This window comes from Bradyrhizobium sp. CCGE-LA001, from assembly GCF_000296215.2.
GTDB lineage: Bacteria > Pseudomonadota > Alphaproteobacteria > Rhizobiales > Xanthobacteraceae > Bradyrhizobium.
The window spans coordinates 377,623-403,471 of sequence record NZ_CP013949.1 but is presented as its reverse complement, the minus strand read 5'-3'; the positions used below and the strand labels follow the sequence as shown (position 1 = coordinate 403,471).

Below are 25,849 nucleotides of genomic sequence, written 5' to 3'. Positions count from 1 at the left end.
ACGGTTTCTTTGATTTCGAGATCTCTGGACTGTCGAACCCGGGACCCGCCCGGTCAATGGGCGCCGGAAGTGAAACCGCCGAAGACCGATTTTCGGTCTCCGGCGGGGCGTTGCTGGCGGTTAGCGACCGAGAAGATCGGGTGCGATCTTCTTGCAGGCATCGACCAGACCCTGCACGGCACCGACCGACTTGTCGAAGGCCTCGCGGTCCTTGCCGGCGAGCTCGATCTCGACGACGCGCTCGACGCCCTTGGCGCCGATCACGACGGGCACGCCGACATACATGTCCTTCACGCTGTATTCGCCGTTGAGATAGGCGGCGCAAGGCAGCACGCGCTTCTTGTCCTTCAGATAGCTCTCGGCCATGGCGATCGCGGACGCCGCCGGCGCGTAGAACGCCGAGCCGGTCTTGAGCAGGTTCACGATCTCGGCGCCGCCGTTGCGGGTGCGGTCGACGATCTCGTCGAGGCGCGCCTGCGAGGTCCAGCCCATCTTGACGAGGTCGGGCAGCGGAATGCCGGCGACGGTGGAGTATTTCACCAGCGGCACCATGGTGTCGCCGTGACCACCGAGCACGAAGGCGGTGACGTCCTCGACCGAGACGTTGAACTCGTCGGCCAGGAAGTAGCGGAAGCGCGCCGAATCCAGCACGCCGGCCATGCCGACGACCTTCTTGTGCGGCAGACCCGAGGCCTTCTGCAGCGCCCAGACCATCGCGTCGAGCGGGTTGGTGATGCAGATGACGAAGGCGTCCGGCGCATACTTCTTGATGCCGGCACCGACCTGCTCCATGACCTTGAGGTTGATGGAGAGAAGGTCGTCGCGGCTCATGCCGGGCTTGCGCGGAACGCCGGCGGTGACGATGCAGACCTTGGCGTTGTCGAGCGCCTCATAGGAGTTCGCGCCGGTGTAGTGCGCGTCAAAACCGTCGACCGGCGAGGACTGCGCGATGTCGAGCGCCTTGCCCTGCGGCACGCCCTCGGCGATGTCGAACATCACGACGTCGCCCAGTTCTTTCAGGCCGATGAGATGAGCCAGCGTTCCGCCGATCTGACCGGAGCCAATCAAAGCAATCTTGTCGCGCGCCATGTGAACCTGTCCTTTAGACACGTAAGGAGGGAAAACTGGGAGGGTGGTTATCCCTTTCGCCTCCCCCGTTCAAGTCGGTGGATGCCCAATTGTCGGGCTTGGCGCGATAGCAGCCATATCTTGTCTGTCATTCCGGAATGCCGACAGGCGCAGGTCCGGAATCCATAACCCCCATCGGGAGTATGGATTCCAGGCTCGCGCTGCGCGCGCCCCGGAAATGACAGCGCTGGCAAATAGGACTTAAGTCTCGACCAGGCCCTTGGTGGAGCCGCTGGCGGTGGAATCCTTGCGGCCGTGAGGCAGCGCCAGATAGGATTCCGAGCTCATTTCGATCAGACGCGACGCCGTCCGCTTGAACTCCATGGCCTCATTGCCCTCATGGCCTAGGTAGAGCGAGATCGGGTTGGCGTCGGCCGAGGCCATCAGCTTCACCGCATTGTCATAGAGCGTGTCGATCAGCGTGATGAAGCGCTTGGCGGCGTTGCGCTGGGAGGAATCCATCACTGGAATATGGTCGACCAGGATGGTGTGATAATCCTGCGCGAGCCTGAGGTAGTCGGATGCCCCGAGCGGCTTCTCGCAGAGATCGGTGAAGGAGAATCGCGCGATGCCATGGGCCGAGCACGGCACGTGCAGGATGCGGCCCTTGATCGAAATATCGCGCGAATTGCATTTGGCGCTGCCCGACATTTTCGACCAGGCGCGGTCGAGCGCCGCATCGGCGTCGCTGTCCGCCGGCGTCAGCCACATCGGCACGCCCTGAAGCTTCTCCAGGCGGAAGTCGGTGCGCGCATCGAGCCGCGCGACGTCCATGTGATCGGTGATCTGCCTGATGAAGGGCAGGAACAGCGAGCGGTTCAGACCGCCCTTGTAGAGATCCTCGGGCGCGACGTTGGAGGTCGCGACCACGACGGTGCCGAGCTCGAACAATTTCGCGAACAGGCGGCCCAGGATCATCGCGTCCGCGATGTCGGTGACGTGGAATTCGTCGAAGCAGAGCAGCCAGCTCTCCTCGAAGATCGCAGTCGCGGTCAGCGCGATGACGTCGCCATCGGCGATCTCGCCGCGCGCGATGCTCTGGCGATAGTCGTAGATGCGCTCATGCGCCTCGGCCATGAACTCGTGGAAATGCGCGCGGCGCTTGTGCTCGACCGAGGCGTGCTGGAAGAACAGGTCCATCAGCATGGTCTTGCCGCGGCCGACCTCGCCGTGGATGTAGAGCCCGCGCGGCGCCTCGTCCTTGTCGCTGCCGAACAGGCGGCTGAGCAGGCCCTGCTTGCGCTGCGGCTTGTAGTCAGCGAGCCGCTGGTCGAGCGCCGCATAGGCCTCGGCGACCTCGGCCTGCGCAGCATCGGGCTCGATCGCGCCGGAGGCGATCTGAGCCTGATAGGCTTCGCTGAAAGGGGAACTGGGGGTCGAGAGCATGGCCCTTTACCGCCAGAGACCGGTGAAAAATGCAACTGCGTATTGGCGCAACGGCTCATGCGCCTGTTTCTTCGACTCACAGATCCGTTGCAGGCCAACCCGACCATAAATGACCCGGTCGACCTTCTCATCGGCTTCCCATCTCGCCATCCAGGCAGGTAGAATATACCTAGCAAGGGACCAAGGAACCTCGATATGGCGCTGAGCATCAAGGACCCCGAAACGGAGCAATTGGCGCGAAGTCTCGCGCAATTGACCGGCGAGAACATCACGACCGCCACCAAGCGCGCCATCGAGGAGCGATTGCGCCGGCTCGGCGGTCAAGCTCGCAAGGACGCGCTGCTCGAAGACATGGCGGAGATCAGGCGACGCTGGAGCGAAATGCGAGCCTTGGACGATCGCACGCCCGAAGAAATTCTCGGATACGACGAGCACGGATTGCCGCGCTGATGGTGATCGACACATCGGCGATCATGGCCATCGCACTCAACGAAAACGATGCAGCCGGTATTGAGCGGCTGATCGCGGACGATCCGATCCGCCTGATCTCAGCGGCAACAGTGCTCGAAGCAACGATGGTGATCGAGACGCGGCTGGGTGATGCAGGCGGCCGTGAGTTCGATCTCTGGCTCGTGAAGATCGGCGCCGAGGTCGTGGCTGTCGATACCGTGCAAGCCGACGCAGCGCGACGCGCCTGGCGACGCTACGGCAAAGGACACCACGCCGCGTCGCTCAACTACGGTGACTGCTTTTCCTACGCGCTCGCGATCACGAGCAACGAACCACTGCTGTTCAAAGGCGAAGACTTCGCGAAGACCGACGTCCGCCGGGCAGGCGCGACGCCGCAGGGATGACGCGCTACTCACACAGCTCGTAGGCGTCCTCGACGACATATGGTCCGCCGCCCGTCGACGCACGCGAGGAGAACAGCACGAAGCGTTCAGCCAGGAAAGCCTTGCTCGGGAAGTAGCCGCGCAGCGAGAGATAGTCGGCGACGTCGCGGTCGGTGGCATCGTGCAACCGGGCCAGCGTGACGTGCGGGATGAACTTGCGCCCCTCGGGATCGAGGCCGATCCGCTGCATCATGCGTTCGAGCTCGGCCTGCAAGTCCATCAGCGGCTTGCTCGGCACGATCGTGGCGACGACCGCGCGCGGCTTGCGGCCACCGAAGCTCGTGAGCCCCTGCACCTTCACCTCGAACGGCTTACGGTCGACGCGAAACAGCATCGAGGCGATCTCGTTGGCGGAGACGCCGTCGATGTCGCCGATGAAGCGCAGGGTGACGTGATAATTTTCGGGATCGATCCAGCGGGCGCCGGGGAGGCCGCCCCTCAAGTTGGAAAGCGACTGGCCGATCTCGGCCGGAATTTCCAGACCGGTGAACAAACGCGGCATCGTTTCGCACTCCCGATGCTTGGCTACGACCCCTGAGCAGGATCATATCCAAATTAGAGCCGGCGACGAATCACCGGTACCCTGATTCCTATCGCAGTTGTGTGACTCTGCGAAGCTTAGGCGCCCCCACTCCGGTAAATCCCTGGGAATACCGGTGAACGCTGCCTGCGTTTCAACGCCGTTGCCCAGCGATCGTGCCAAGAAATGCCTCCACCGTGGGCATGATGTTGCCGACGATGATGTCGACACCGGCCGCGGTCGGATGGATGCCGTCGGGCTGGTTGAGCTTGGCATCGGCCGCGACGCCCTCGAGGAAGAACGGATAGAGCGGCACGTCGAATGTCTTCGCCAGATCCGGATAAATCGAATTGAAGCGCGCCGCGTATTCGGGGCCGTAATTCGGCGGCGCCAGCATGCCGCACAGCATCACCGCGATCTTGCGCGCCTTGAGCCGCTGGATGATCTCGGTGAGCGCGGCGCGCGTCACATCGGGATCGAGGCCGCGCAGCGCGTCATTGGCACCGAGTTCGACGATGACGCCCTCGGTTCCCTCCGGCACCGACCAGTCGAGCCGGTCGCGGCCGCCTGAGGTGGTGTCGCCGGACACCCCGGCATTGATCATGTCGACCGCTATGCCTTTGGCCTGCAACGCTTTTTGAAGCCTTTGAGGGAATGCCTCGCGGGCCGGCAGGCCGAGGCCGGCGCTTAAGGAGTCGCCGAGAACGACGAGCTTGACCGGCTTTGACGCTTCCGCCCAGGCGGGGTGCGCCATCGTCATCAAAGCGAGCATCAACACGGCTATGTGCATGAACAATCCGTAACGCCTCTCGACCGCGCCAGCGGAGTTGCCATATGACCGGACCATGGACACTCGCATCGAAACCTCTTCGCTCACCGCAGGCACTGCGGACACCATCGCCATCTCCAACGTCAATCTCTCATTGGGCACGGGCGCGGCACGCGTTCACATCCTCAAGGATATCAGCCTGCGCGTCGGCCGGAGCGAGACGATCGGCCTGATCGGCCCGTCAGGCTCGGGCAAATCCACGCTGCTGATGGTGATGGCGGGGTTGGAGCGTCCTGATAGCGGAGAGGTGGTGGTCTCGGGCACGCCTTTCAATGCCCTCGACGAGGACGCGCTGGCCCGCTTCCGCGGCCGCCAGGTCGGCATCGTCTTCCAGTCCTTCCATCTGATTCCGACCATGACGGCGCTGGAGAACGTCGCCGTGCCGCTCGAGCTCGCCGGCAATCCGGATGCCGCAAAGCGCGCGGCGCAGGAGCTGCAGTCGGTCGGGCTCGGCGATCGCCTGCATCACTACCCGACGCAGCTCTCCGGCGGCGAGCAGCAGCGCGTCGCGCTCGCGCGCGCGCTGGCGCCCGACCCCGCCATCCTCGTCGCCGACGAGCCGACTGGCAATCTGGACGAGGCCACGGGAAAGCAGATCGTCGATCTCCTGTTCAGCAAGCATGCCGAGCGCGGCATGACCCTGGTACTGGTGACGCACGATTCCTCGCTGGCGCATCGTTGCGACCGCGTCATTCGCCTGCGCTCCGGGCGCATCGACACACAGTCCGCGCCCGCATGAGCACTGCTGCCGAACCCTTCGCGAAGCCTAACGGCGTTGCACTGTCGCTGCGCTACGCGCTGCGCGAATTGCGCGGCGGCCTGCGCGGCTTCTACGTCTTCATCGCCTGCATCGCGCTCGGCGTGATGGCGATCGCCGGCGTCGGCTCGGTGTCGGCGAGCCTCTCCGACGGCCTCGCGCGCGAAGGCCGCACCCTGCTCGGCGGCGACGTCTCCTTCGTGCTGTTCCAGCGCGAGGCCAAGCCCGACGAAGTCGCCTTCCTGCGCTCGCGCGGCACCGTGTCGACCGCCGCCACCTTGCGCGGCATGGCGCGCTCGGCCGAGGGCAAGCTGGCGCTGGTCGAAATGAAGGCGGTCGACGACACCTATCCGATGCTCGGCCAGCTGAAGCTTGCGCCGCAGCTGGCGATGTCCGACCTGCTCGCCGAGCGCGACGGCGCCTTCGGTGCCGCCGCCGATCCGACGCTGCTGACGCGGCTATCGCTGAAGGTCGGCGACCGCGTCAGCATCGGCTCGGCGACCTTCCAGATCCGCTCGACGGTCGAAGCCGAACCGGACAAGCTCGCCGGCGGCATCGGCTTCGGACCGCGCTTCCTGATCAGCGAGGCGGGCCTGCGCGCCACCGACCTGATCCAGCCCGGCAGCCTGGTGCGTTGGGTCTACCGGGTGAAGCTGCCTGACGGCGCCAACAGCGAGCGCGCCACCGAGAGCTTCATCGCGGACGCGCGCAATGCCGCGCCGCACGCCGGCTGGGAGGTCCGCAGCCGCTCCAACGCCTCGCCGCAGCTCGAGCGCAACATCAACCGCTTCACCCAGTTCCTGACGCTGGTCGGCTTGGCCGCGCTGCTGGTCGGCGGCGTCGGTGTCGCCAATGCCGTGAAGAGCCATATCGACCGCAAGCTCGAGGTGATCGCGGCGTTCAAGGCCGTCGGCGCCACCGGCCGCGACGTGTTCGGCATCTATCTCGCGCAGGTCCTCCTGCTCGCCGCCATCGGCTCGGCGATCGGCCTTGCGCTCGGTGCCGCCATGCCTTTCGCCATCGTCGGCCTGTTCGGCAAGCTTTTGCCGCTGCCGGTGGTGCCGGCCGTGCATGCCGAGGAGCTCGCGCTGTCCTTCGTCTACGGCCTGCTCACCGCGCTCGCCTTCGGCCTGTGGCCGCTCGGCCGCGCCCATGACGTGCCGGTGGCCGCGCTGTTCCGCGACACCGTCAGCTCCGAATGGCACCGGCCGCGCGCGGGCTATCTCGTCTTCATGGCCGTCGTGATCGTCCTTCTCATCGCGGTCGTGGTCGGACTCTCGTTCGACAAGCGCATCGCCGCGGTGTTCGTGGCCTCCTCGGTCGTCGTGTTCGCCCTGCTCCGCGGCATTGCCGCGCTGCTGATGGCGATCGCGCGGCGGCTGCCGCGCACGCAGCTGCCGATGCTGCGGCTGGCGATCGCCAACATCCACCGGCCCGGCGCGCTGACGCCGTCGGTCGTGCTGTCGCTCGGGCTTGGGCTGGCCGTGCTCGTCACCATCACCCAGATCGACGGCAATCTGCGCCGCCAATTCCTGGCAGCCCTCCCCGATCAGGCGCCATCGTTCTTCTTCATCGACATTCCGAGCACGCAGGCCGAGCAGTTCGACGGCTATCTGCGCCAGATCGCCCCCGGCGCCAAGATCGAGGACGTGCCGATGCTGCGCGGCCGCATCGTCGGCGCGCGGGGGTTGCGCGCCGAGGAGCTCAAGCCCTCCACCGATTCCGAATGGGTGCTGCAAAGCGACCGCGGGCTGACCTACACCAGCGAGCTGCCGAAAGGCTCCAAGGTGGTCGAGGGCGAATGGTGGAGCGCGGACTATTCGGGCCCGCCGCTGGTCTCGATGGAGAAGAAGATCGCCGACGGCCTCGGCCTCAAGCTCGGCGACGAGATCGTGGTCAACGTGCTCGGCCGCGACATTCCGGCTAGAATCGGCAATCTGCGCACCATCGACTGGCAGGGGCTCGGCATCAATTTCGTGCTGGTCTTCTCGCCGAACGCGTTCAAGGGCGCGCCGCATACCCATATCGCGACGCTGACCGAAGCCGGCGGCCAAGCCGCAGGCGACGGCAACATCATCAAGCAGGTCGCCGACGCCTATCCCATGGTGACCAGCGTGCGCGTACGCGAGGTGATGGAGACGGTCGGCTCCGTCGTGACCAATCTGGCGCTCGCGATCCGCGGCGCCAGCGCCGTGACCCTGATCTCGGCGATCCTGGTGCTGGGCGGGGCGCTCGCCGCCGGCCACCGCCACCGGGTCTATGACGCCGTGATCCTGAAGACGCTGGGCGCGACGCGGCTGCGGCTGCTCGGCGCCTATGCGCTCGAATACCTCCTGATCGGACTCGCCACCGCATTGTTCGGCGTGATCGCCGGCAGCGTGGCGGCCTGGATGATCGTGACGCGGCTGATGACGCTGAGCTTCGTCTGGCAGGCCGGCAGCGCGGCCGGTGTGGTCGCGGCCGCGCTCGTCGTCACCGTCGGGCTCGGGCTCGCCGGCACGCTGCTGGCATTGAACAAAAAGCCCGCGACGGTGTTGCGGAATTTGTGACAAAATGTAGCGGGTGGGCGCGCCGGCACGGAATCGCACGATTCTTCCGATTAACCACGACTGCCCGTCAGCTTCCCGTCAGGATTGCCGCCGAGGGCGACATTCAGCCGCGCGTGGAAGGTTGCAGCGAATGTGTTAGTTTCCCACATATCGAGTGGGTTCGGAGCCCCGATTGTGAGCCAAAATTTAGTCGGCTGGCATCGGCATCCGAGATAGATTTGACGAACCGGCGGCATGGCGACCCTCGTGCCGGGCCGGGCCAACCAACGGGAATTCGACCATGTCGGACCTAGACCGTAACTACGCTTCTCCTTTCGGCAGGGCCGCCGGGCGTGTCGACGCCGCGACGGTCGATGCCGGCCTGCGCGCATATATGCTGCGCATCTACAACTACATGAGCATCGGCCTCGCCATCACCGGCTTGGCTGCGCTCGGCGTCTACATGGCGGCCGTGACTGACGTTCCGACGGCGGAATCCGTCCGCGTCGGCAAGTTGTTCCTGACGCCGTTTGGCTACGCGATGTTCGTGAGCCCCCTCAAGTGGCTGTTCATGCTGGCGCCGCTGGCGATGGTGTTCGTGATCTCGGCGGGCATCAACCGTCTCGCGCCCTCGACCGCCCAGATCCTGTTCTGGGTGTTCGCGGCACTGATGGGCATCTCGCTGTCGTCGATCTTCCTGGTGTTCACGCACACCTCGATCGTGCGGGTGTTCTTCATTACCGCGGCGACCTTCGGTGCACTCAGCCTCTACGGCTACACCACCAAGCGTGACCTGACCGGCATGGGCTCGTTCCTGTTCATGGGCCTGATCGGCATCGTCCTCGCCAGCCTTGTGAACCTGTTCCTGGCCAGCTCGCTGCTGCAGTTCATCGTGTCGGTGGTCGGCGTGCTGGTGTTCTCGGGCCTCACGGCCTGGGATACCCAGCGGTTGAAGAACGACTACATCTACGGCTACGCTTCCGCCGGCGGTGAGGTTGCGGAGCGTGCCGCCATCACCGGTGCGCTGTCGCTGTACCTGAACTTCATCAACCTGTTCACGCTGCTGCTGCAGCTCCTCGGCCAGCGCGAGTAAGCGCGAAACCAGAGTGAACGACATTAGCCCCGGCCGAGAGGCCGGGGTTTTTGTTTGAGGCGGCATTTAGTCAGACCCGCGCTGTCATCGCCCGCGGAGGCGGGCGATCCCGTACGCCGTGACGTCCGTAATTAAATCGAAAGGCCGCGGCGTACTGGATGCCCCGCCTGCGCGGGGCATGACCACGGAGAATGAGGCTGCGCTCGCAATGACGGGGGTGGAGGCGGCGGAACCCCTTCCGGCAGTCCCGGGAAGGCTCTAATCTTCCCGCCATGTCCGCACCTGAAATCAGGCCCACGACCGAGGCCGACCTTCCCGCCATCACCGCCATCTACCAGCAGGCCGTCCGCGAGGGCACCGCGACCTTCGAGCTGGAGCCGCCCGATCTTGCCGAGATGACACGCCGCTATCGCGCGCTGATCGACGGCGGTTATCCCTACTTCGTCGCCATGCTCGACGGCCGCGTCGCCGGTTATGCCTATGCCGGCGCCTACCGGCCGCGGCCGGCCTATCGCTTCACGGTGGAGAACTCGATCTATCTCGATCCCTCCTTCCACCGCCGCGGTGTTGGCTCGCTGCTCTTGGAGCGGCTGATCGTCGAATGCGAGGCGCGCGGCTTCCGCCAGATGATCGCGGTGATCGGTGATTCCGCCAATGCCGGCTCGATTGGCCTTCACACCAAGGGCGGCTTCAGGATGATCGGCACGCATCCCAATGTCGGCCTGAAATTCGGCCGCTGGCTCGACACGGTGATGATGCAGCGCGAACTCGGCGAGGGCGCGGCCACGGTGCCGGGGAAGTAGGGCGCTGTAATTCTCGTAGCCCGGGTGAGCGAAGCGATACCCGGGAACGGTGCTAGACGATTCCCGGATGTCGCTCGCTCATCCGGGCTACAAGACGGTCGTCAGACCACCGCCAGCTTCCGGTCGATCACCAGCAGCACGCGCTCGAGCTCATGACCGCGGCGCAGGATCAGACCCGTCGCCGAGATCACGCTGTATATGCCCTGCTTGCGCGCGAGCCGCGGGTCCTTCTCGATGCGATAGATCGGCACCTCGGAGGCGCGGCGATAGACCGAGAACACGGCGCGGTCCTTCAGGAAGTCGATGGCGTAGTCGCGCCACTCGCCGTCGGCGACCATGCGGCCGTAGAGATTGAGAATACGATGCAGCTCCAGCCGGTTGAACGTCACCCGGTTGGGCTGCGCAGTCGTAGCGGCGGGGCGCGCCGCCGCGCGCTGCTCGCTCGGATCGGCATCCTCCGACATCAGACTCATGGGAAGCGCCTCCTCATCTCACCACAATGACCCGCGTCCCCCGAAACCGTCCCGGACCCCGAGGGGATCATGACAATTGCATGATCGCGCCAACCGTTCCCGGCCGCAAGGGGCTCCTCGTTCAACCTATCGAATCGGCTGCAAATCCGGGCACACGCAGGAGTGGAACTCTGTCGCGACGACCGTCACGGGATCGTTAGCAGGAATCATAGTGTCGCCGCTTTTCCGCCAAGCGCCCGCCGCCCTGCGTTGCGAAAAGACTCACGTGCGTTGACCCGGTCCTTTCGGTTCCGGATTCCTCAGCCCCCAGCCCCCCGGGGTCGAACAGGATCGGGTCTGTACGCACGGCAAGGAGGGCCAACGCAAGTTGGTCCTTTTTTGTTTGTGTCGGGATGTTTCTGCCGATGCGCCGTCCGTCTGAGGGCCGCGCATTTGCGTGGCGTCTCGAAGGATCAAGGCCGAGCTACAGCAGCGGGGGCCTTCCATGGTTCGAGACGCGCGCAAGGGCGCGCTCACCATGAGGGTCGAGAGCGGAGTCTACGAGAAATTCTGAAAATCAGTGCAGCGACGTGTACGCGGCGCCCAGCATTGGGCCCGGCTTCTCCCGGCTGCCGTCCTGGATATAGACCACCGCGCCGTCGACGCCGTCGCGCGTGAGGTTCTCGATGGGCACCGTCCAAGATTCCGGACGGCCGGTCCAGTCACCGACCTTGAGCAGATTGCGCACCACATTGTGATAGGTGACCTGCTGTCCACGATTCTCACCGCGGGTGATGGTGATCGGCACCGACTTGGCGATCGAGCAGATCCAGACCTCGCCGTGGGAGACCGCGGGCTCCTTGCTCGCGGCCACCGAAACGTTGATCTGCTTGCCCGAGAGCGACATCGTCACCGGCACGCTCATCACGCCCACGCCCTTGTCGGTCTTGCCGATCGCATTCTCGATGCCGGTGCGATCGCTGCCGATGACATGTGTGGAGCCGTTGACCACGACCTGCGGCGTGTAGACCTCACGGTCGCCGCGCATGCGCGAATAGGCACGCTGCCGTGCAGAGAAGCGCGAATCCGCCAGCGTGTCCTTCCAGCCGAGATAGTCCCAATAGTCGATCGGCATGCTCAGCGCGATCACAGAGGGATCCTTGGAGAGATCGCCGATGATCTTGTCGGCGGGCGGGCAGGACGAGCAGCCCTGAGAGGTAAATAATTCGACGACGGCGCGGGGTTCAGCCTCGGCGGGGCGGATGACGGCGACGATGGCACAGATGCCCAGAGCTCCCGACCAGAGCGCACCAGACCAACGCGAAACCAGATGAGAAGCCGTCATTGCTGTCATGTCGAACGTCACACACCGTCACTCGTCGAGGAAGATCCTATCGCCTGATGGTCACCGTAGTCTTACGGGCACGGCACGTTCATCCGTCCAACGCGAAGTTTTCCGCCGGGCGGGCCCATCCGAAACGTGCCGCAAACTCGCGAAGGCGGCCTTGTGATAGGCCGCCTTCGTTCAGGCTTCTACTCACTTCGCAGTGAGCCATCGTTCACAAATCCGCGCTTAGGCCGCGAGCTTGCGCAGCACGTAGTGCAGAATGCCGCCGTTGCGGTAGTAGTCGAGCTCGTCCAGCGTATCGATGCGGCAAAGCAGCGAAACGCGCTGCAGCGAACCGTCGCCGGAGACGATCTCCGCGGTCAGCTTCTGGCGCGGCTTGAGGTCGCCGACGAGGCCGCGCAGCGTGACCTTCTCGTCGCCCTTCAGGCCCAGCGACTGCCAGGAGGTGCCTTCCTCGAAGGTCAGCGGCAGCACGCCCATGCCGACCAGGTTGGAGCGATGGATGCGCTCGAAGCTCTGGCAGATCACGGCGCGAACGCCGAGCAGACGCGTGCCCTTCGCGGCCCAGTCGCGCGAGGAGCCGTTGCCGTATTCGGCGCCGGCGAACACGACCAGCGGCACTTTCTCTTCCTGGTACTTCATGGCGGCGTCGTAGATCGACATCTGCTCGCCGTCGGGCCAGTGCTTGGTGAGGCCGCCTTCCGGAATGTTGCCGTCGGCGCCCTTCAGCATGAAGTTCTTGATGCGGATGTTGGCGAAGGTGCCGCGCATCATAACTTCGTGGTTGCCGCGGCGCGTGCCGTACTGGTTGAAGTCGGCAGGGCGCACCTGGTGCTCGCTGAGATATTTGCCCGCGGGCGAGGTCAGCTTGATCGAGCCGGCCGGCGAGATGTGGTCGGTGGTGATCTTGTCGCCGAACATGGCGAGGATGCGCGCCTCCACGATGTCGGTGACCGGCTCCGGCTCCTTCTTCATGCCATCGAAATAGGGCGGGTTCTGCACATAGGTCGACGACATGTTCCAGCGATAGGTCTCGCTCTCGACCGTCTTGATCTTGCGCCAGTTGGTGTCGCCCTTGAACACGTCGGCATACTTCTTCTTGAAGATCGACGCGGTCACGAACTTCTTCATGAAGGCGTTGATCTCCTTGGTCGTCGGCCAGATGTCCTTGAGGTACACCGGCTTGCCGTCCTTGCCCTCGCCGAGCGGCTCGACGGCGAGGTTCTTAGTGACGCTGCCGGCGAGCGCATGGGCGACGACCAGCGGCGGCGAGGCCAGATAGTTCGCCTGCACGTCCGGCGAGACGCGGCCTTCGAAGTTGCGGTTACCGGAGAGCACGGCGGCCGCGACGATGCCGTTGTCGTTGATCGACTTCGAGATCTCCTCCGGCAGCGGACCGGAATTGCCGATGCAGGTGGTGCAGCCGAAACCGACCAGGTTGAAGCCGACCTTGTCGAGATCCTTCTGCAGACCGGAGTCGGCGAGATAGCCGGCGACGACCTGGCTGCCCGGGGCGAGCGAGGTCTTCACCCACGGTTTTGCTTTCAGGCCTTTCGCGGCGGCGTTACGGGCCAGCAGGCCCGCGCCGATCAACACGCTCGGATTCGAGGTGTTGGTGCAGGAGGTGATGGCGGCGATCACGACGTCGCCATGGCCAATCTCGAAGTCTTTGCCCTCGACGGCAAAGCGCTTGTTGGGCTCCTCGGCCTTCTTGTACTCGCTGCCGAGCGCAAGCGAGAAGCCTTCGGCGACCGACGGCAGCGCGATGCGCCCCTCGGGACGCTTCGGACCGGCCATCGACGGCACGACGTCGGCGAGATCGAGCGTCAGCGTTTCCGTGAACACCGGATCGGGCGACTTGGCGGTGCGGAACAGCCCCTGTGCCTTGGCATAGGCCTGCACCAGCGCAACGCGCGGCGCCGCGCGCCCCGAGGTCTTGAGGTAATCGATCGCGGCGGCGTCGACCGGGAAGAAGCCGCAGGTCGCGCCGTATTCGGGCGCCATGTTGGCGATCGTCGCCTTGTCGGCGACCGAGAGATTGTCGAGGCCCGGGCCGAAGAACTCGACGAACTTGCCGACCACGCCGAGCTTGCGCAGCATCTGCGTCACGGTGAGCACGAGATCGGTCGCGGTCACGCCTTCCTTCATCGCGCCCTTCAGCTTAAAGCCGACGACGTTGGGCAGCAGCATCGACAGCGGCTGGCCGAGCATGCAGGCTTCCGCCTCGATGCCGCCGACGCCCCAGCCGAGCACGGCCAGACCATTGACCATGGTGGTGTGGGAGTCGGTACCGACCAGCGAGTCGGGATAGGCGACCTCGAAGGTGCCGGTCTTCTTGCCGACCGTCATCTTCTCCTTCTTGGTCCAGACCGTCTGGGAGAGATATTCGAGATTGACCTGATGGCAGATGCCGGTGCCGGGCGGCACCACCGAGAAGTTCGAGAACGCCTTCTGGCCCCATTTCAGGAACTCGTAGCGCTCCTGGTTCTGCTTGTATTCCTCGGTGACGTTCTTGCCGAAAGCCTTGTTGTCACCGAAGAAGTTCACGATCACGGAGTGGTCGATGACGAGGTCGACCGGCACCAGCGGATTGATCTTCTCGGCATCGCCGCCGAGCTTCTGCATCGCGTTGCGCATCGCGGCGAGGTCGACCACCGCGGGCACGCCGGTGAAGTCCTGCATCAGCACACGCGCCGGGCGGAACGCGATCTCATGCTCCAGCGACTTCTTGCGCAGCCATTTCGACACCGCAACGATGTCTTCCTTCTTGACCGAGCGGCCGTCCTCGTTGCGCAGCAAATTCTCGAGCAGGACCTTCATCGAATAGGGAAGTTTGGAAATTCCCTTCAGACCATTCTTCTCGGCCGTGGGCAGGCTGTAATAGACATAGGTCTTGGCGCCGACCTTGAGAGTCTTTTTGCATTTGAAGCTGTCGAGCGAGGTCATATAGGAATCCCAATTGTTAGTTATACCCGGCAGGGTATTTTAACACCGTCAGCGTATCAGGCTGGGCCGCTTGCAGGGGCAGGTTGAGTTGCTGCATCAAGTAGTTCCGGGCTTATAGAAGCTTTCTAACCGCGCCGCCACAGCCACAATCGTGCCGCAGCAATTCCCGAGCCAAAAATTCCCATGCGCTACCCCAAGTTTTCCTGAGGCCTGGCCTTGAGCGGGTTGAAACGAGGCGAGATGCAGCTTCATGGCCGCGGACTCCGCTGCGTGCGGGGCGGCCGCGAGGTGTTCGCCGAACTCGATTTCGCGGCCGCCTCGGGCGAGGCCGTGGCGGTCGTAGGCCGCAACGGATCGGGTAAGACCTCGCTGCTGCGGCTGATCGCGGGCCTGCTCGTTCCGGCCGACGGGACGATCGCGCTGGAGGGGGGCGATGGCGAGCTGACCTTGGCGGAGCAATGCCATTATCTCGGCCATCGTGACGCCCTGAAGCCGGCGCTGAGCGTTCAGGAAAACTTGGCATTCTGGGCCGATTTCCTGGGTGGCGAACGCCTTGATGCCGCCGAGAGCCTCGCCACCGTCGGGCTCGACCACGCCACTCATCTGCCCGCGGGCTTCCTGTCGGCGGGACAGCGCCGCCGCCTGTCGCTGGCCCGGCTGCTGAGCGTCCGACGTCCGGTCTGGCTGCTGGACGAGCCGACCAACGCGCTCGACGTCGCCGGCCAGGACATGTTCGGCGGCCTGATGCGGGAGCACCTCGCCCGCGGCGGCCTGATCATCGCCGCGACCCACGCCCCGCTGGGGATCGAATCGCGCGAGTTGCGGATCGGGGGTGTCGCGTGATTTCGATGGACCCTCAGCTTTTTTCAGGCGGCCAGCCTGCACGGGGTGGCGCCATGACCGCCCTCTCCGCGCTCATCCGCCGGGATATCAAGATCGCGCTTCGCGTCGGCGGCGGGGCGCTGATCGGGGTGCTGTTCTTCCTCACCGTGGTGGTGCTGATGCCGTTCGCGGTCGGGCCGGATCTGGCGCTGCTGTCGCGGCTGGGGCCGGCGATCCTGTGGCTGGGGGCGCTGCTCGCCAGCCTTTTGACCCTGGACCGGCTGTTCATGGCCGACCACGAGGATGGCTCGCTCGACCTGATCACGATGAGCCGGACGCCGCTGGAACTCGCCTGCGCCGCCAAGGCGCTGGCGCATTGGCTGGCCGCCGGCCTGCCGCTGATTGTCGCAACCCCCGTGCTCGGCCTCCTGCTCAATCTCGACATGGTCGCAACCGGCGCGGTGGCGCTGACGCTGCTGGCGGGAACGCCGGCGCTGACCTTCACCGGCATGATCGGCGCGGCGCTGGCAGTGACCCTGCATCGCGGCGGGCTGCTGATGGCCGTGCTGGTGCTACCGCTGTCGATTCCAGTGCTGATTTTCGGCGTTGCAGCCTCGCAGGCCGTGATCGTCGGGCCCATGACGTTCGGCGCGCCATTCTCGATCCTGTGCGCGCTGTCGCTGGTCAGCCTCGTGATCGGCCCCTTCGCGGCCGCAGCCAGCCTGCGGCATGGACTCGACTGAGAGGGGGCGGGCCGACCTTGACCCGGATCAACTTTCGCCGCGCGCTTTCGTGCTGATTGCCTGAGCGCTCCCAGGTGATTATCAGGGTACCATGTCGCTGATCGACCTTGCCAACCCCACGCGGTTCCTTGCGCTGACGGCGCGGGTGCTGCCGTGGCTTGCGGCCGCGACCGCCATCCTGCTCGCGATCGGCCTCTACCAGGCCGCGCTCGCGCCCGACGATTATCAGCAGGGCGCGACCGTCAAGATCATGTTTGTCCACGTGCCCAATGCCTGGCTCGCGATGTTCGTGTGGGGCGTGATGAGCATCGCCTCCCTGGGCACGCTGGTATGGCGGCATCCGCTCGCCGACGTCGCCGCGAAAGCGGCAGCTCCGATCGGCGCCGCCTTCACCTTCCTCGCGCTGCTGACGGGCTCGCTGTGGGGCCGGCCGATGTGGGGCACCTATTGGGAATGGGATGCGCGCCTGACCTCGGTGCTGATTCTGTTCCTGATGTATCTCGGCCTGATGGCGCTGTGGCGCGCGGTCGACGATCCCTCCCGCGCGGCGCGCGCCGCCGCCGTGCTGACCCTGGTCGGCGCGATCAATTTGCCCATCATCAAATTCTCTGTCGATTGGTGGAACACGCTGCACCAGCCGGCGTCGGTGATGCGCATGGGCGGCTCGGCGCTGGACAAATCGTTCCTGATTCCGCTGCTGGTGATGGCGATCGCCTTCACACTGCTGTTCGTCACGCTGCACCTGGCGGCGATGCGTAACGAGATCCTGCGCCGCCGGGTGCGCTCGCTGCAAATGATGCAGGCGAGCCGCATCGCGTTTTCGAGCGAAGCCGGTTCGCGTTCAGAAAATGCCTCGAACGAAGTCGGAGCCGCCTGACCATGTCGCTCGGTCCCTATGCTTCCTTCATCTTGGCGTCCTATGCCGCGGCGGCCGTCGTGATCGCGATCCTGATCGGCTGGGTCGTGCTCGACCATCGCAGCCTGACGGCGCGCCTGCGCGAGCTCGACCGCAGCGGCGTCACGCGCCGCTCGGGCCGCAGCGCGGTGGACCGGCCATGAGAGATCGATCATGAGCGATCAATCGACCTCGGCGTCGCCGCAGCGCCGCACCTTCCTGATGGCGCTGCCGCTGATCGCCTTCGTCGGCCTTGCGCTGCTGTTCTGGTTCAGGCTGGGCAGCGGCGATCCCTCGCGGATTCCGTCCGCGCTGATCGGACGGCCAGCCCCGCAAACGCTGCTGCCGCCGCTCGAGGGATTGCAGGCCGACAGTGCGCCGGTGCCAGGGCTCGATCCCGCCGCGTTCAAGGGCAAGGTTAGCCTCGTCAACGTCTGGGGGTCCTGGTGCGTGCCGTGTCATGACGAGGCGCCGCTCCTGACCGAGCTGGCCAAGGACAAGCGCTTCCAGCTCGTCGGCATCAACTACAAGGACGCCTCCGACAACGCGCGGCGCTTCCTCGGGCGCTACGGCAACCCGTTCAGCCATGTCGGCGTCGACGCCAACGGCCGCGCCTCGATCGAATGGGGTGTCTACGGCGTGCCCGAGACCTTCGTCGTCGGGCGCCAGGGCACCATCGTCTACAAGCTGGTCGGCCCGGTCACGCCGCAAAATCTCAAGACGGTGCTGATGCCAGAGCTGGAGAAGGCGCTGAAGGCGGGGTCGTAAACGGTCGCGTGCCCCGGACGCAGCGCAGCGCCTCTTCAGTGGTGCGCTGCAGAGCCGGGGCCCATATGACGGTTGTGGAGAGAGCCTGGGTCCCGGCTCGCGCTTCGCGCGTCCGGGACACGAGACCGACTACCCCTTGCTCACATCTCCCGCCTCGGCCTCGCTCGCCTCCAGCGACGCCGGCTCGAGATGATAGCGCTTGATCAGCGGCATCTGGATCATGCCGAAGATGGCGGTCAGCGGCAGCACGCCGAAGACCTTGAAGTTCACCCAGAAATCCGTGCTCTGGGTGCGCCAGATGATCTCGTTCAGCACTGCCATGCCGGCGAAGAACAGCGCCCAGCGCAGCGTGAGGATGCGCCAGCCCTGCGGCGTCAGGTTGAACACCTGGTCGAACATCACGGCGATGAAGGAGCGGCCGAACAAGAGGCCGCCGCCGAGGATCACAGCGAACAGGCCGTAGATAATGGTCGGCTTGACCTTGATGAAGGTCTCGTCGTGCAGCACCAGGGTCAGCGTGCCGAACACCAGCACGATTACGCCCGTCACGATCGCCATGACCGGGATGTGGCGCGTCACCATGTAGGAGGCGGCCATCGCGACCGCGATCGCCACCATGAAGGCGCCAGTCGCGGCGAACAGGTTGAATTTCGCGTTCACGAAGAAGAACACGAGCAGCGGACCGAGCTCGGTCGCGAGCTTGAACAGCGGATGCGGCTGGGTCTTGTCCATTCTCTCTTCCGTCTCTCCCATCCTTCGAGACGACCGCTCCGCGGTCTCCTCAGGATGAGGACCTCATGTGTGGCACGACCTCATCCTGAGGAGCCGCGCAAGCGGCGTCTCGAAGGATGACGCTATTCGATTCCGGCGATGGCGCGGGCGAAGTCGCGCGCGGTGAAGGGCGCGAGATCGTCGACGCCTTCGCCGACGCCGATGAAATGCACCGGCAGTTTATATTTCTCCGCCAGCGCCACCAGGATGCCGCCGCGCGCGGTGCCGTCGAGCTTGGTCATCACGAGGCCGGTGACTCCGGCGGTGCGATGGAAGGCCTCGACCTGCGACAGTGCGTTCTGGCCGACCGTGGCATCCAGCACCAGCAGCACCGCATGCGGCGCGGTGGCGTCCACCTTGCGGATGACGCGCACGACCTTTTCGAGCTCGTTCATCAGCTCGGCCTTGTTCTGCAAGCGGCCGGCAGTGTCGATCAGCAGCACGTCGGTGTTCTGCTCCTTCGCCGCGGTGAGCGCGTTGAAAGCCAGGCTCGCCGAATCCGAGCCCTGCGCCCCCGCAATGACGGGTGTCTTGGTGCGCTCGCCCCAGACCTTGAGCTGCTCGATCGCCGCTGCGCGGAACGTGTCGCCGGCGGCGAGCATCACCTTGCGGCCTTCGGATGCGAATTTTTGCGAGAGCTTGCCGATGGTGGTGGTCTTGCCGGAGCCGTTGACGCCGACCACGAGGATCACGAACGGCTTCTTGGCGGTGTCGATCACGAGCGGCTTCGCCACCGGCGCCAGCACCTTCTCGACCTCGGTCGCGACCACGTCCTTGACCTCGTCCGCCGAGATCGCCTTGTCGTAGCGGCCCGTACCGACGGCGTCGGCGATTCGCACGGCGACGGAGGTGCCGAGATCGGCGCGCAGCAGCACATCCTCGATGTCGTCGAGCATGGCGCGATCGAGCTTGCGCTTGGTGACGAGGTCGGCGACCGCGGTGCCGAGCGAGGACGAGGTACGCTTCAGCCCGTTGGACAGGCGGCGCCACCAGCTCAGCTTGGGGGTCTCGGAGGTATCGTTCATAGCGGGGGTGTGTTAGCCGTTCCGGCCCGTAAACGAAAGTCTTGCAATTGCTCGATGTTCCCGAATTGACCGCCGAGGAAATTTTGTCGCGCGTGCTCCATCGCGACGGGCTGATGCTGGTCATCAACAAGCCGGCCGGCCTGCCGGTGCATCGCGGACCCAAGGGCGGACCCAATCTGGAGGATTCCTTCGACGCGCTCCGCTTCGGCCTGCCGCGGCCGCCGGTGCTGGCCCACCGGCTCGACAAGGATACCTCCGGCTGCCTCGTGCTCGGCCGCCACCGCAAGGCGACCGCCTCGCTCGGTCTCCTGTTCAAGCACGGCAAGATCGGCAAGACCTATTGGACCGTGGTCGAGGGCGGGCATATCGAGAATGAAGGCACCATCGACATGCCGCTCGGTCGGCTCAATGCCGAGCGCGGCTGGTGGCAGAAGCCGGACCCGGAGGGGCAAAAGGCGATTACCAATTGGAAGGTGATGGGGCGGGGCGAGGGCCTGACCTGGCTCGCCATGGAACCCGTCACCGGCCGGACCCACCAATTGCGGGTGCATTCGGCCGCGACCGGCTGGCCGATCTTCGGCGATAACATTTACGGCAACGGCCCGCGTTTCGGCGAGCCGAAGCTGCATCTGCATTCCCGCGAGATCGTGGTGCCGATTTCCCGGAACAAGGAGCCGGTGCGAGTCGTCGCGCCGGCCCCGTCCCACATGCACGAGAAGCTCAGGGCCTGCGGCTGGAACGGGGAGTAGTGTCCGACCCTCATGGTGAGGAGGCCGCGTAGCGGCCGTCTCGAACCATGAAGGCCCTCGCCCGTCGCCATACTTCGAGACGCCCGCGGAGCCTGTCATCGGCCCGCGCTTTGCGCGGACCCGTTGGCGGGCTCCTCAGGATGAGGGTCGGTGCTCTCCTTCCGGCCATGGTTTACCAAACCTTCAGCGCTCGCCTCTAATGATAGCGGTTGCTTAGAACAAGCTTCCCTAATCGCTCAGGACGAGCAGCGCGTCATGTCCAAGGCCGAGCTATCGATCATCGACGAGGTCGAATCCGCTTTACGGATGGGCTCGCCGGAAAAAGGCCTTGAAACCGCGCGGCGCGTCACCGAGCTGTTCCTGTCCTCCGCCGGCAGCTTCGACGAGGAACAGATCGCGCTGTTCGACGACGTGCTCGAGCGCCTGATCGGCACCATCGAGCTGCGCGCCATCGCCGACATCGGCGCCCGCGTCGCGCTCGCCGAGATCAGCGCCCAGCTCGCGCCCATCGCGCAGGCGCCGCCCTCCGTGATCCGCCGCCTCGCCAGCAACGATGAGATCCGCATCGCCGGTCCGGTGCTGCAGGAATCCGCGCGGCTCGACGACGGCGAACTGGTGCAGATCGCATCATCCAAGGGCGAGCTGCATCTGCTCGCGATCGCCGGCCGCTGGTGGCTGAAGGAGATCGTCACCGACGCGCTGCTGGCCCGCCGCTATCCCAGCGTCAGCCGGCGGCTTGCGGCCAATCCCGGCGCGCGCGTCTCCGGCAAGGGATTTGCCGCCATCGTCGGACAGGCCGAGAGCGATCCGGAGCTCGCCGTCAGCGTCGGCGTTCGCATCGATCTGCCCTCGGAGCTGCGCCGCCAATTGCTGCGTTCGGCTACGGACGCCGTGCGCACCCGCCTGTTGTCGCGCGCCCCGGCGCATCTGTTCGAGGAAATCCAGAGCGCGATTGCCGCCGTCACCGTCGGCATCGAGCGCGAGATGTCCGGCGCGCGCGATTTCGAAGGTGCCAAGCGCGCCATTGCCGGCCTGAAGGCCACCGGCCAGCTCAACGAGGCGACGCTGCTCGGCTTCGCCAGACAGCGGCGCTACGAGGAAACCGCAGCCGCCCTTGCAGCGCTGTCCGGATCAACCGTCGAAGTCATTCGTCCGCTGATGCAGAGCCTGCGCGACGACGGCCTGCTGGTGCCGTGCAAAGCCGCGCAGCTCAGCTGGGAGACGACGGCCACCGTGCTCGAAAGCCGCTTTGCGACCGGCGCGATGAAGCCGGTGGACCTAGCGCAGGCGCAGCGCCATTTCGCGAAAATGACACCGGAGAACGCAAAGCGGACGCTGCGATTCTGGCAGGTTCGAGCGTCGTAGCTGTCTTCCCCTCTCCCCTTGCGGGAGAGGGTGTCTCGCCGCGACAGCGGCGAGACGGGTGAGGGGTATCTCTCCGCGATTCCAACTCTCATTTGAATTCGCAGCAGCAACCCCTCATCCGGCGCTTCGCGCCACCTTCTCCCGCAAGGGGAGAAGGAAGAAAGCGGCGCGTTATACCGTCAGCCGCTCGCCATCGCTGCCAGCGATCCTCAGCGGCACCACGCTGCCCACGCGCTCGCCCGCAATCGCCACCGGCAGATAATGCTCTGTCCGCCCCTGCCCTTCGCTCTCGATCAGCACATCGCGCGTTGCGCCGATCTCGGTCTGCAGCCGCTGCCGCAGAGCCGCTTCGCCGGACGCACGCAACCGCTTCGCGCGGTCCTTGATCGCGCCGCCCGCAACCTGCGGCATCCGCGCGGCCGGCGTGCCGGGACGCGGCGAGTAAGGGAAGACATGCAGGAAGGTGAGGCCGCATTCTTCGACGAGATCGAGCGAGCGCGCGAACATCTCCTCGGTCTCGGTCGGGAAGCCCGCGATGATGTCGGCGCCGAAGACGACGTCCGGACGCAGGCGGCGGACCTGATCGCAGAACGCGATCGCATCGCGCCGCGAATGCCGCCTTTTCATGCGCTTCAGGATCATGTCGTCGCCTGACTGCAGCGACAGATGCAGGTGCGGCATCAGCCGTGCATCGCCGGCGATGGCATCCAAGAGATCGTCATCCGCCTCGATCGAATCGATCGAGGAGATGCGCAACCGCTTCAGCTCCGGAACGTGCCGCAGAATCTGCTTGGTCAACATGCCGAGCTTGGGCGCGCTTGGCAGGTCTGCGCCGTAGCTGGTGAGGTCGACGCCAGTGAGCACGATCTCGGCATGGCCGCGCGCGGCGAGTGTCCGCACCTGCTCGACGACGGCGCCCATCGGCACCGAGCGTGAATTGCCGCGACCGTAGGGGATGATGCAGAAGGTGCAGCGATGATCGCAGCCGTTCTGCACCTGGACGAACACCCGCGGCAGGCCTGCCGCAAAGCCATCGATCAGATGCGGCGCCATCTCCTTCACGGCCATGATGTCGCTGACGGCAATCTTCTCACTGGCGCCGAGATCAAAGGCATTGCGGGCATCGCGCCAAGCTTCGCCGCGCATCTTGTCGTCATTGCCGACGACGCGGTCGACCTCGGCCATCTCGGCGAACATGGCGCTTTGCGTCTGCGCCGCGCAGCCGGTGACGACGATGCGCGCAGCGGGCCGCTCGCGCTTCAATTTGCGGATCGACTGGCGCGCCTGCGCCACCGCCTCGTTGGTGACGGCGCAGCTGTTGATGACGATGGTGTCGGAGAGGCCCGCGCCCTCCGCCTCACGGCGGATCACCTCGGCCTCGAAGGCATTGAGGCGGCAGCCGAAGGTGACGACGTCGACAGACATTACCGGGCCTGCGCGAACAGCGCCGGATCGAATTTGCCCTCATATTCGAAGCTCGCAGTGCCCGTCATCAGCACGTGATCGTCGCGCTCGCGCCATTCGATGCCGAGCTTGCCGCCGGGCAGCGTGATCTCGACCTTGCGCTCGGTACGCTTCAGCCGCGCCGCGGCGACCGCCGTGGCACAGGCCGCCGAGCCGCAGGCCTTGGTGAGGCCGGCGCCGCGCTCCCAGGTGCGGATCGTGACGTGGTCGCGATCGACGATATGGGCGAGCGTGATGTTGGCGCGCTCGGGAAAGATCGGATGATTTTCCAGGAGCGGACCAAAGCGCCCGAGATCATAGGCGTTGACGTCGTCGACCCAGAACACCGCGTGCGGATTGCCCATGCTCACGACGGAGGGCGAATGCAGGATCGGATTGTCGATCGGCCCGATCTGCAACTCGATGTAGCGGGTGTCGCGAAACTCCTCCGCCAGCGGAATGTCCTGCCAGCCGAATTTCGGCGCACCCATGTCGACGGTGTAGAGATCCGGCGCCGGGCCCTGCCAGGCATTGAGCAGGCCGGCCGCCGTCTCGAACGTGGCCGTGGTCTGGCCGCTCTTCTCGAAGATGCGGCGCACGACGCAGCGCATGCCATTGCCGCAGGCGCCGGCTTCGGAGCCGTCATTGTTGTAGATGCGGATGAAGGCTTCGGTGCCGTCGAGCCGCGGCTTCTGCAGCACCATGAGCTGGTCGTAAGCCACGCCGCCGTTTGCGGACGCCACCGCGCGGGCATCGTCCGGCGTCACCCGGCCCGCGGAATCGCGCATGTCGACAACGACGATGTCGTTGCCGATGCCGTTCATCTTGGCAAATGCGTGGTTGGCCAGCGCGCTCATGAAAATTCCCGAATTTCGCCTGCCTTATATGGCGATCCTTGCCGGCTTGGCCAGTGATTTGCCGCCCGAGCCGGGACATCGGCCAAGGTGCCTGCCATGACGCATCTGTCATGGGACGAATTCGGCGCTCGCGTGTTAGAACGGCGCCGTTGGCGCGAACCGGGGCGCGACCGGGCGCTACCGGGAGTTCGGCCTTGGTGGGCAAGGTCTTGATGCCCAGGGTCTTGATACCCAGGGTGGGGAGAACAGAATGATCAGGTTTCGTCGTCTCGCTCTGGCCGCGCTGATCCCGGCAGCGGCCATATCGCTGGGTCTGTCCGCCGCCCGGGCCCAAACTCCGAGCCCGGCGCCCGCCGCGTCGGCCAGCCCCTCGCCGGCTCCGTCGGCTTCGCCGACCCCTGCCGCGAGCGCTTCGCCTGCACCGGTGGCAACGCCCGCGCCGGCCGCCAGCGCCTCGCCCGCCCCTGCGGCAACACCCTCCCCTGCAGCCAGCGCTTCACCCAGCCCGGCTCCGCCGCCCGCGGCGGCCGCCACCCCCGCCCCGGTGCAGACCGCCGACCCCTTCGGCCTCGAGACCACTCTCGAGTCCAGGAAGGTCGTGATGGTCAAGGGCACCGCCAATTGGGACTCGGCCTTCGACACCCTGGTCGACGCCTTCAAGGCGCTGAACACGCTGCTGGACAAGCAGGGCATCAAGGCCGCCGGCAATTCGATGATCGTCTACACCTCGACCGACGACACCGGCTTCACCTTCCTCGCCGAGATCCCGGTCGACCAGGACCCCAAGAACCTCACCAAGGACATGAGCATCGGCAAGTCGCCGGAGGGCAAGGCGCTGAAATTCGTCCATCGCGGCTCCTACGACAACATGGACAACACCTACGAGGCGATCACCAATCACCTCGACGACAAGAGACTGGAAGCCAAGGATACCTTCATCGAGGAGTACCTCACCGATCCCCTGAAGACGGCCGAGGACAAGCTCGTGATCAATGTTTTCGTGCCGCTGAAGTGAGAATGATGAAAAAGCCTGCCGTACTCGCCGCCGTTTTCGCCACCACGTTGCTGGCCACGCCCGCGCTCGCCGACGATTTTCCCTCCGCCATCTCGGTGAGCGGCGAAGCCACGATTTCCGCGGCGCCCGATCTCGCACAGATCGATGCCGGCGTCGCCAACGATGCCAAGACCGCGAAGGAAGCCTCCGACGCCAACAATGCCGCGATGGGTAAGGTGCTGCTGGCGCTGAAGGGCGCCGGCATCGCCGAGAAGGACTACCAGACCTCGCGGCTGTCGCTGCAGCCGCAATACGGTCAGAACAAATCCACCGGCGCATCCCCGGTGGTCGGCTTCCGCGCCTCCAACCGCGTTACCGTGAAGATCCGCGACGTGACCAAAATCGCCGGCATCATCGACACGCTGGTCGGCGCCGGCGCCAACGACGTCGGCAATATTTCCTTCGAGGTGACGCAGGCCTCGAAGCTGCTCGACGACGCGCGCGAGCAGGCGATCGCCGATGCGCGGCGCAAGGCGGAGGTCTATGCCAAGGCCACCGGCGTGACGCTGGGTGCGCCGCTCAGCGTGTCCGAGGGCGGTGGCCCCGTGCCGCTGTTCAAGGGTCGCATGGCATCGCCGATGGCCGCAGCGCCGCAGGCCGCCGTCGCACCGGGCGAGGAGACGCTGTCGGTGACGGTGAATGTGAGCTGGGCGATCAAGGCGGGGCAGTAGCCC

The 25,849-nt window shown here is 65.4% G+C and carries 26 protein-coding genes; 15 read left to right on the top strand and 11 right to left on the bottom strand.

The genetic code is table 11. The features are described 5' to 3' along the window. Positions 1–120 precede the first annotated feature (120 nt). Together mdh and zapE are read right to left on the bottom strand one after the other, a co-directional pair. Positions 121–1,089 carry a malate dehydrogenase gene (gene mdh, locus BCCGELA001_RS01935; protein WP_025032846.1) on the bottom strand — a complete coding sequence of 323 codons (969 nt, stop codon included), beginning with the start codon at positions 1,087–1,089 and terminating at the stop codon, positions 121–123. A 240-nt stretch (positions 1,090–1,329) separates the two neighbouring features. Then, complete coding sequence (zapE, locus tag BCCGELA001_RS01930; RefSeq protein ID WP_008538950.1) at positions 1,330–2,514, bottom strand: cell division protein ZapE; 1,185 nt, start codon at positions 2,512–2,514, stop codon at positions 1,330–1,332. Between the two features lie 195 nt (positions 2,515–2,709). Here zapE and BCCGELA001_RS01925 point away from each other — a divergent pair, with 195 nt between their 5' ends. Together BCCGELA001_RS01925 and BCCGELA001_RS01920 are read left to right on the top strand one after the other, a co-directional pair. Next, on the top strand, positions 2,710–2,964 hold the full coding sequence (locus BCCGELA001_RS01925; RefSeq protein WP_008538952.1) for a type II toxin-antitoxin system VapB family antitoxin: 255 nt from the start codon (positions 2,710–2,712) through the stop codon (positions 2,962–2,964). Next, on the top strand, positions 2,964–3,368 hold the full coding sequence (locus BCCGELA001_RS01920) for a type II toxin-antitoxin system VapC family toxin (protein ID WP_008538955.1): 405 nt from the start codon (positions 2,964–2,966) through the stop codon (positions 3,366–3,368). The genes BCCGELA001_RS01925 and BCCGELA001_RS01920 overlap by 1 nt, the downstream gene beginning before the upstream one ends. A 4-nt stretch (positions 3,369–3,372) precedes the next feature. On the opposite strand, the gene thpR is transcribed toward BCCGELA001_RS01920, so the two are convergent. Further along, the gene (gene thpR, locus BCCGELA001_RS01915; protein WP_008538959.1) at positions 3,373–3,909 is read right to left on the bottom strand and encodes an RNA 2',3'-cyclic phosphodiesterase; all 537 of its coding nucleotides are present in this window, start codon (positions 3,907–3,909) and stop codon (positions 3,373–3,375) included. A 172-nt stretch (positions 3,910–4,081) separates the two neighbouring features. Beyond that, entirely contained in the window at positions 4,082–4,717 is a 636-nt protein-coding gene (locus BCCGELA001_RS01910) for an arylesterase (protein ID WP_060737442.1), read from the bottom strand. Positions 4,718–4,772: 55 nt separating this feature from the next. Between BCCGELA001_RS01910 and BCCGELA001_RS01905 the strand changes: the two genes are divergently transcribed. The 4 genes from BCCGELA001_RS01905 (at position 4,773) to BCCGELA001_RS01890 (ending at position 9,937) form a co-directional block, all read left to right on the top strand. Continuing rightward, the gene (locus tag BCCGELA001_RS01905) at positions 4,773–5,495 is read left to right on the top strand and encodes an ABC transporter ATP-binding protein (protein ID WP_060734493.1); all 723 of its coding nucleotides are present in this window, start codon (positions 4,773–4,775) and stop codon (positions 5,493–5,495) included. Beyond that, positions 5,492–8,062 (top strand): ABC transporter permease, encoded by a 2,571-nt coding sequence (locus BCCGELA001_RS01900; protein ID WP_060734492.1) that lies wholly within the window; start codon positions 5,492–5,494, stop codon positions 8,060–8,062. Before BCCGELA001_RS01905 ends, BCCGELA001_RS01900 begins: the two co-directional genes overlap by 4 nt. Positions 8,063–8,342: 280 nt before the next feature. After that, positions 8,343–9,134 (top strand): Bax inhibitor-1/YccA family protein, encoded by a 792-nt coding sequence (locus BCCGELA001_RS01895; RefSeq protein ID WP_008538981.1) that lies wholly within the window; start codon positions 8,343–8,345, stop codon positions 9,132–9,134. Between the two features lie 272 nt (positions 9,135–9,406). After that, a complete protein-coding gene (locus BCCGELA001_RS01890) occupies positions 9,407–9,937 on the top strand; it encodes a GNAT family N-acetyltransferase (protein WP_060734491.1) in 531 nt (176 codons plus the stop codon). A gap of 101 nt (positions 9,938–10,038) precedes the next feature. On the opposite strand, the gene BCCGELA001_RS01885 is transcribed toward BCCGELA001_RS01890, so the two are convergent. The 3 genes from BCCGELA001_RS01885 to acnA all read right to left on the bottom strand — a co-directional run bounded on the left by BCCGELA001_RS01885 (position 10,039) and on the right by acnA (position 14,683). Beyond that, positions 10,039–10,410, bottom strand: coding sequence for a DUF2794 domain-containing protein (locus BCCGELA001_RS01885; RefSeq protein ID WP_008569083.1), 372 nt, complete (start codon positions 10,408–10,410; stop codon positions 10,039–10,041). 556 nt (positions 10,411–10,966) lie between these two features. Beyond that, entirely contained in the window at positions 10,967–11,743 is a 777-nt protein-coding gene (locus tag BCCGELA001_RS01880; RefSeq protein ID WP_060737441.1) for a DUF1223 domain-containing protein, read from the bottom strand. Positions 11,744–11,962: 219 nt separating this feature from the next. Then, positions 11,963–14,683 carry an aconitate hydratase AcnA gene (gene acnA, locus BCCGELA001_RS01875; RefSeq protein WP_060734490.1) on the bottom strand — a complete coding sequence of 907 codons (2,721 nt, stop codon included), beginning with the start codon at positions 14,681–14,683 and terminating at the stop codon, positions 11,963–11,965. Between the two features lie 240 nt (positions 14,684–14,923). Here acnA and ccmA point away from each other — a divergent pair, with 240 nt between their 5' ends. From ccmA to BCCGELA001_RS01850, 5 genes are all read left to right on the top strand, one after another. Next, positions 14,924–15,526 carry a heme ABC exporter ATP-binding protein CcmA gene (gene ccmA, locus BCCGELA001_RS01870; protein ID WP_008539004.1) on the top strand — a complete coding sequence of 201 codons (603 nt, stop codon included), beginning with the start codon at positions 14,924–14,926 and terminating at the stop codon, positions 15,524–15,526. Positions 15,527–15,579: 53 nt separating this feature from the next. Further along, the gene (gene ccmB, locus BCCGELA001_RS01865; protein WP_060734489.1) at positions 15,580–16,248 is read left to right on the top strand and encodes a heme exporter protein CcmB; all 669 of its coding nucleotides are present in this window, start codon (positions 15,580–15,582) and stop codon (positions 16,246–16,248) included. A 91-nt stretch (positions 16,249–16,339) separates the two neighbouring features. Then, positions 16,340–17,125: a heme ABC transporter permease gene (locus tag BCCGELA001_RS01860; RefSeq protein WP_060734488.1), complete on the top strand. Its 786-nt coding sequence runs from the start codon at positions 16,340–16,342 to the stop codon at positions 17,123–17,125. Next, the gene (gene ccmD, locus BCCGELA001_RS01855) at positions 17,122–17,307 is read left to right on the top strand and encodes a heme exporter protein CcmD (RefSeq protein ID WP_060734487.1); all 186 of its coding nucleotides are present in this window, start codon (positions 17,122–17,124) and stop codon (positions 17,305–17,307) included. Before BCCGELA001_RS01860 ends, ccmD begins: the two co-directional genes overlap by 4 nt. Before the next feature lie 10 nt (positions 17,308–17,317). After that, on the top strand, positions 17,318–17,911 hold the full coding sequence (locus BCCGELA001_RS01850) for a DsbE family thiol:disulfide interchange protein (RefSeq protein WP_008568468.1): 594 nt from the start codon (positions 17,318–17,320) through the stop codon (positions 17,909–17,911). A gap of 129 nt (positions 17,912–18,040) precedes the next feature. Here BCCGELA001_RS01850 and BCCGELA001_RS01845 read toward each other — a convergent pair whose 3' ends face one another. After that, positions 18,041–18,643, bottom strand: a complete 603-nt coding sequence (locus BCCGELA001_RS01845; RefSeq protein WP_060734486.1) for a septation protein A — start codon at positions 18,641–18,643, stop codon at positions 18,041–18,043. Between the two features lie 122 nt (positions 18,644–18,765). Continuing rightward, positions 18,766–19,707: a signal recognition particle-docking protein FtsY gene (ftsY, locus tag BCCGELA001_RS01840; protein ID WP_060734485.1), complete on the bottom strand. Its 942-nt coding sequence runs from the start codon at positions 19,705–19,707 to the stop codon at positions 18,766–18,768. Between the two features lie 47 nt (positions 19,708–19,754). Here ftsY and BCCGELA001_RS01835 point away from each other — a divergent pair, with 47 nt between their 5' ends. Beyond that, positions 19,755–20,456, top strand: coding sequence for an RluA family pseudouridine synthase (locus BCCGELA001_RS01835; protein WP_060737440.1), 702 nt, complete (start codon positions 19,755–19,757; stop codon positions 20,454–20,456). A gap of 255 nt (positions 20,457–20,711) precedes the next feature. Further along, positions 20,712–21,821, top strand: coding sequence for a DUF2336 domain-containing protein (locus tag BCCGELA001_RS01830; RefSeq protein ID WP_008539025.1), 1,110 nt, complete (start codon positions 20,712–20,714; stop codon positions 21,819–21,821). 171 nt (positions 21,822–21,992) lie between these two features. Here BCCGELA001_RS01830 and mtaB read toward each other — a convergent pair whose 3' ends face one another. Continuing rightward, positions 21,993–23,246, bottom strand: coding sequence for a tRNA (N(6)-L-threonylcarbamoyladenosine(37)-C(2))-methylthiotransferase MtaB (mtaB, locus tag BCCGELA001_RS01825; RefSeq protein ID WP_060734484.1), 1,254 nt, complete (start codon positions 23,244–23,246; stop codon positions 21,993–21,995). After that, complete coding sequence (dapF, locus tag BCCGELA001_RS01820) at positions 23,246–24,121, bottom strand: diaminopimelate epimerase (RefSeq protein ID WP_060734483.1); 876 nt, start codon at positions 24,119–24,121, stop codon at positions 23,246–23,248. Before dapF ends, mtaB begins: the two co-directional genes overlap by 1 nt. Before the next feature lie 250 nt (positions 24,122–24,371). Here dapF and BCCGELA001_RS35650 point away from each other — a divergent pair, with 250 nt between their 5' ends. Both BCCGELA001_RS35650 and BCCGELA001_RS01810 read left to right on the top strand, forming a co-directional pair. After that, a complete protein-coding gene (locus tag BCCGELA001_RS35650) occupies positions 24,372–25,136 on the top strand; it encodes a GyrI-like domain-containing protein (RefSeq protein WP_083543281.1) in 765 nt (254 codons plus the stop codon). A gap of 5 nt (positions 25,137–25,141) precedes the next feature. After that, positions 25,142–25,846, top strand: a complete 705-nt coding sequence (locus BCCGELA001_RS01810) for an SIMPL domain-containing protein (RefSeq protein WP_060737439.1) — start codon at positions 25,142–25,144, stop codon at positions 25,844–25,846. Positions 25,847–25,849 lie beyond the last annotated feature (3 nt).

What these genes read in the sequence shown, in the direction of transcription:
- BCCGELA001_RS01860 (WP_060734488.1), top strand. Translation starts at nt 16,340, where the DNA reads ATGTCGCTGATCGACCTTGCCAACCCCACGCGGTTCCTTGCGCTGACG.
- ftsY (WP_060734485.1), bottom strand. Translation starts at nt 19,707, where the DNA reads ATGAACGATACCTCCGAGACCCCCAAGCTGAGCTGGTGGCGCCGCCTG.
- BCCGELA001_RS01895 (WP_008538981.1), top strand. Translation starts at nt 8,343, where the DNA reads ATGTCGGACCTAGACCGTAACTACGCTTCTCCTTTCGGCAGGGCCGCC.
- mtaB (WP_060734484.1), bottom strand. Translation starts at nt 23,246, where the DNA reads ATGTCTGTCGACGTCGTCACCTTCGGCTGCCGCCTCAATGCCTTCGAG.
- BCCGELA001_RS01810 (WP_060737439.1), top strand. Translation starts at nt 25,142, where the DNA reads ATGAAAAAGCCTGCCGTACTCGCCGCCGTTTTCGCCACCACGTTGCTG.
- BCCGELA001_RS01850 (WP_008568468.1), top strand. Translation starts at nt 17,318, where the DNA reads ATGAGCGATCAATCGACCTCGGCGTCGCCGCAGCGCCGCACCTTCCTG.
- ccmA (WP_008539004.1), top strand. Translation starts at nt 14,924, where the DNA reads ATGCAGCTTCATGGCCGCGGACTCCGCTGCGTGCGGGGCGGCCGCGAG.
- BCCGELA001_RS01900 (WP_060734492.1), top strand. Translation starts at nt 5,492, where the DNA reads ATGAGCACTGCTGCCGAACCCTTCGCGAAGCCTAACGGCGTTGCACTG.
- BCCGELA001_RS01845 (WP_060734486.1), bottom strand. Translation starts at nt 18,643, where the DNA reads ATGGACAAGACCCAGCCGCATCCGCTGTTCAAGCTCGCGACCGAGCTC.
- BCCGELA001_RS01885 (WP_008569083.1), bottom strand. Translation starts at nt 10,410, where the DNA reads ATGAGTCTGATGTCGGAGGATGCCGATCCGAGCGAGCAGCGCGCGGCG.
- acnA (WP_060734490.1), bottom strand. Translation starts at nt 14,683, where the DNA reads ATGACCTCGCTCGACAGCTTCAAATGCAAAAAGACTCTCAAGGTCGGC.
- BCCGELA001_RS01920 (WP_008538955.1), top strand. Translation starts at nt 2,964, where the DNA reads ATGGTGATCGACACATCGGCGATCATGGCCATCGCACTCAACGAAAAC.
- BCCGELA001_RS01925 (WP_008538952.1), top strand. Translation starts at nt 2,710, where the DNA reads ATGGCGCTGAGCATCAAGGACCCCGAAACGGAGCAATTGGCGCGAAGT.
- mdh (WP_025032846.1), bottom strand. Translation starts at nt 1,089, where the DNA reads ATGGCGCGCGACAAGATTGCTTTGATTGGCTCCGGTCAGATCGGCGGA.
- BCCGELA001_RS01890 (WP_060734491.1), top strand. Translation starts at nt 9,407, where the DNA reads ATGTCCGCACCTGAAATCAGGCCCACGACCGAGGCCGACCTTCCCGCC.
- dapF (WP_060734483.1), bottom strand. Translation starts at nt 24,121, where the DNA reads ATGAGCGCGCTGGCCAACCACGCATTTGCCAAGATGAACGGCATCGGC.
- BCCGELA001_RS01905 (WP_060734493.1), top strand. Translation starts at nt 4,773, where the DNA reads ATGGACACTCGCATCGAAACCTCTTCGCTCACCGCAGGCACTGCGGAC.
- BCCGELA001_RS01880 (WP_060737441.1), bottom strand. Translation starts at nt 11,743, where the DNA reads ATGACAGCAATGACGGCTTCTCATCTGGTTTCGCGTTGGTCTGGTGCG.
- BCCGELA001_RS01830 (WP_008539025.1), top strand. Translation starts at nt 20,712, where the DNA reads ATGTCCAAGGCCGAGCTATCGATCATCGACGAGGTCGAATCCGCTTTA.
- ccmB (WP_060734489.1), top strand. Translation starts at nt 15,580, where the DNA reads ATGACCGCCCTCTCCGCGCTCATCCGCCGGGATATCAAGATCGCGCTT.
- thpR (WP_008538959.1), bottom strand. Translation starts at nt 3,909, where the DNA reads ATGCCGCGTTTGTTCACCGGTCTGGAAATTCCGGCCGAGATCGGCCAG.
- zapE (WP_008538950.1), bottom strand. Translation starts at nt 2,514, where the DNA reads ATGCTCTCGACCCCCAGTTCCCCTTTCAGCGAAGCCTATCAGGCTCAG.
- BCCGELA001_RS35650 (WP_083543281.1), top strand. Translation starts at nt 24,372, where the DNA reads ATGATCAGGTTTCGTCGTCTCGCTCTGGCCGCGCTGATCCCGGCAGCG.
- BCCGELA001_RS01910 (WP_060737442.1), bottom strand. Translation starts at nt 4,717, where the DNA reads ATGCACATAGCCGTGTTGATGCTCGCTTTGATGACGATGGCGCACCCC.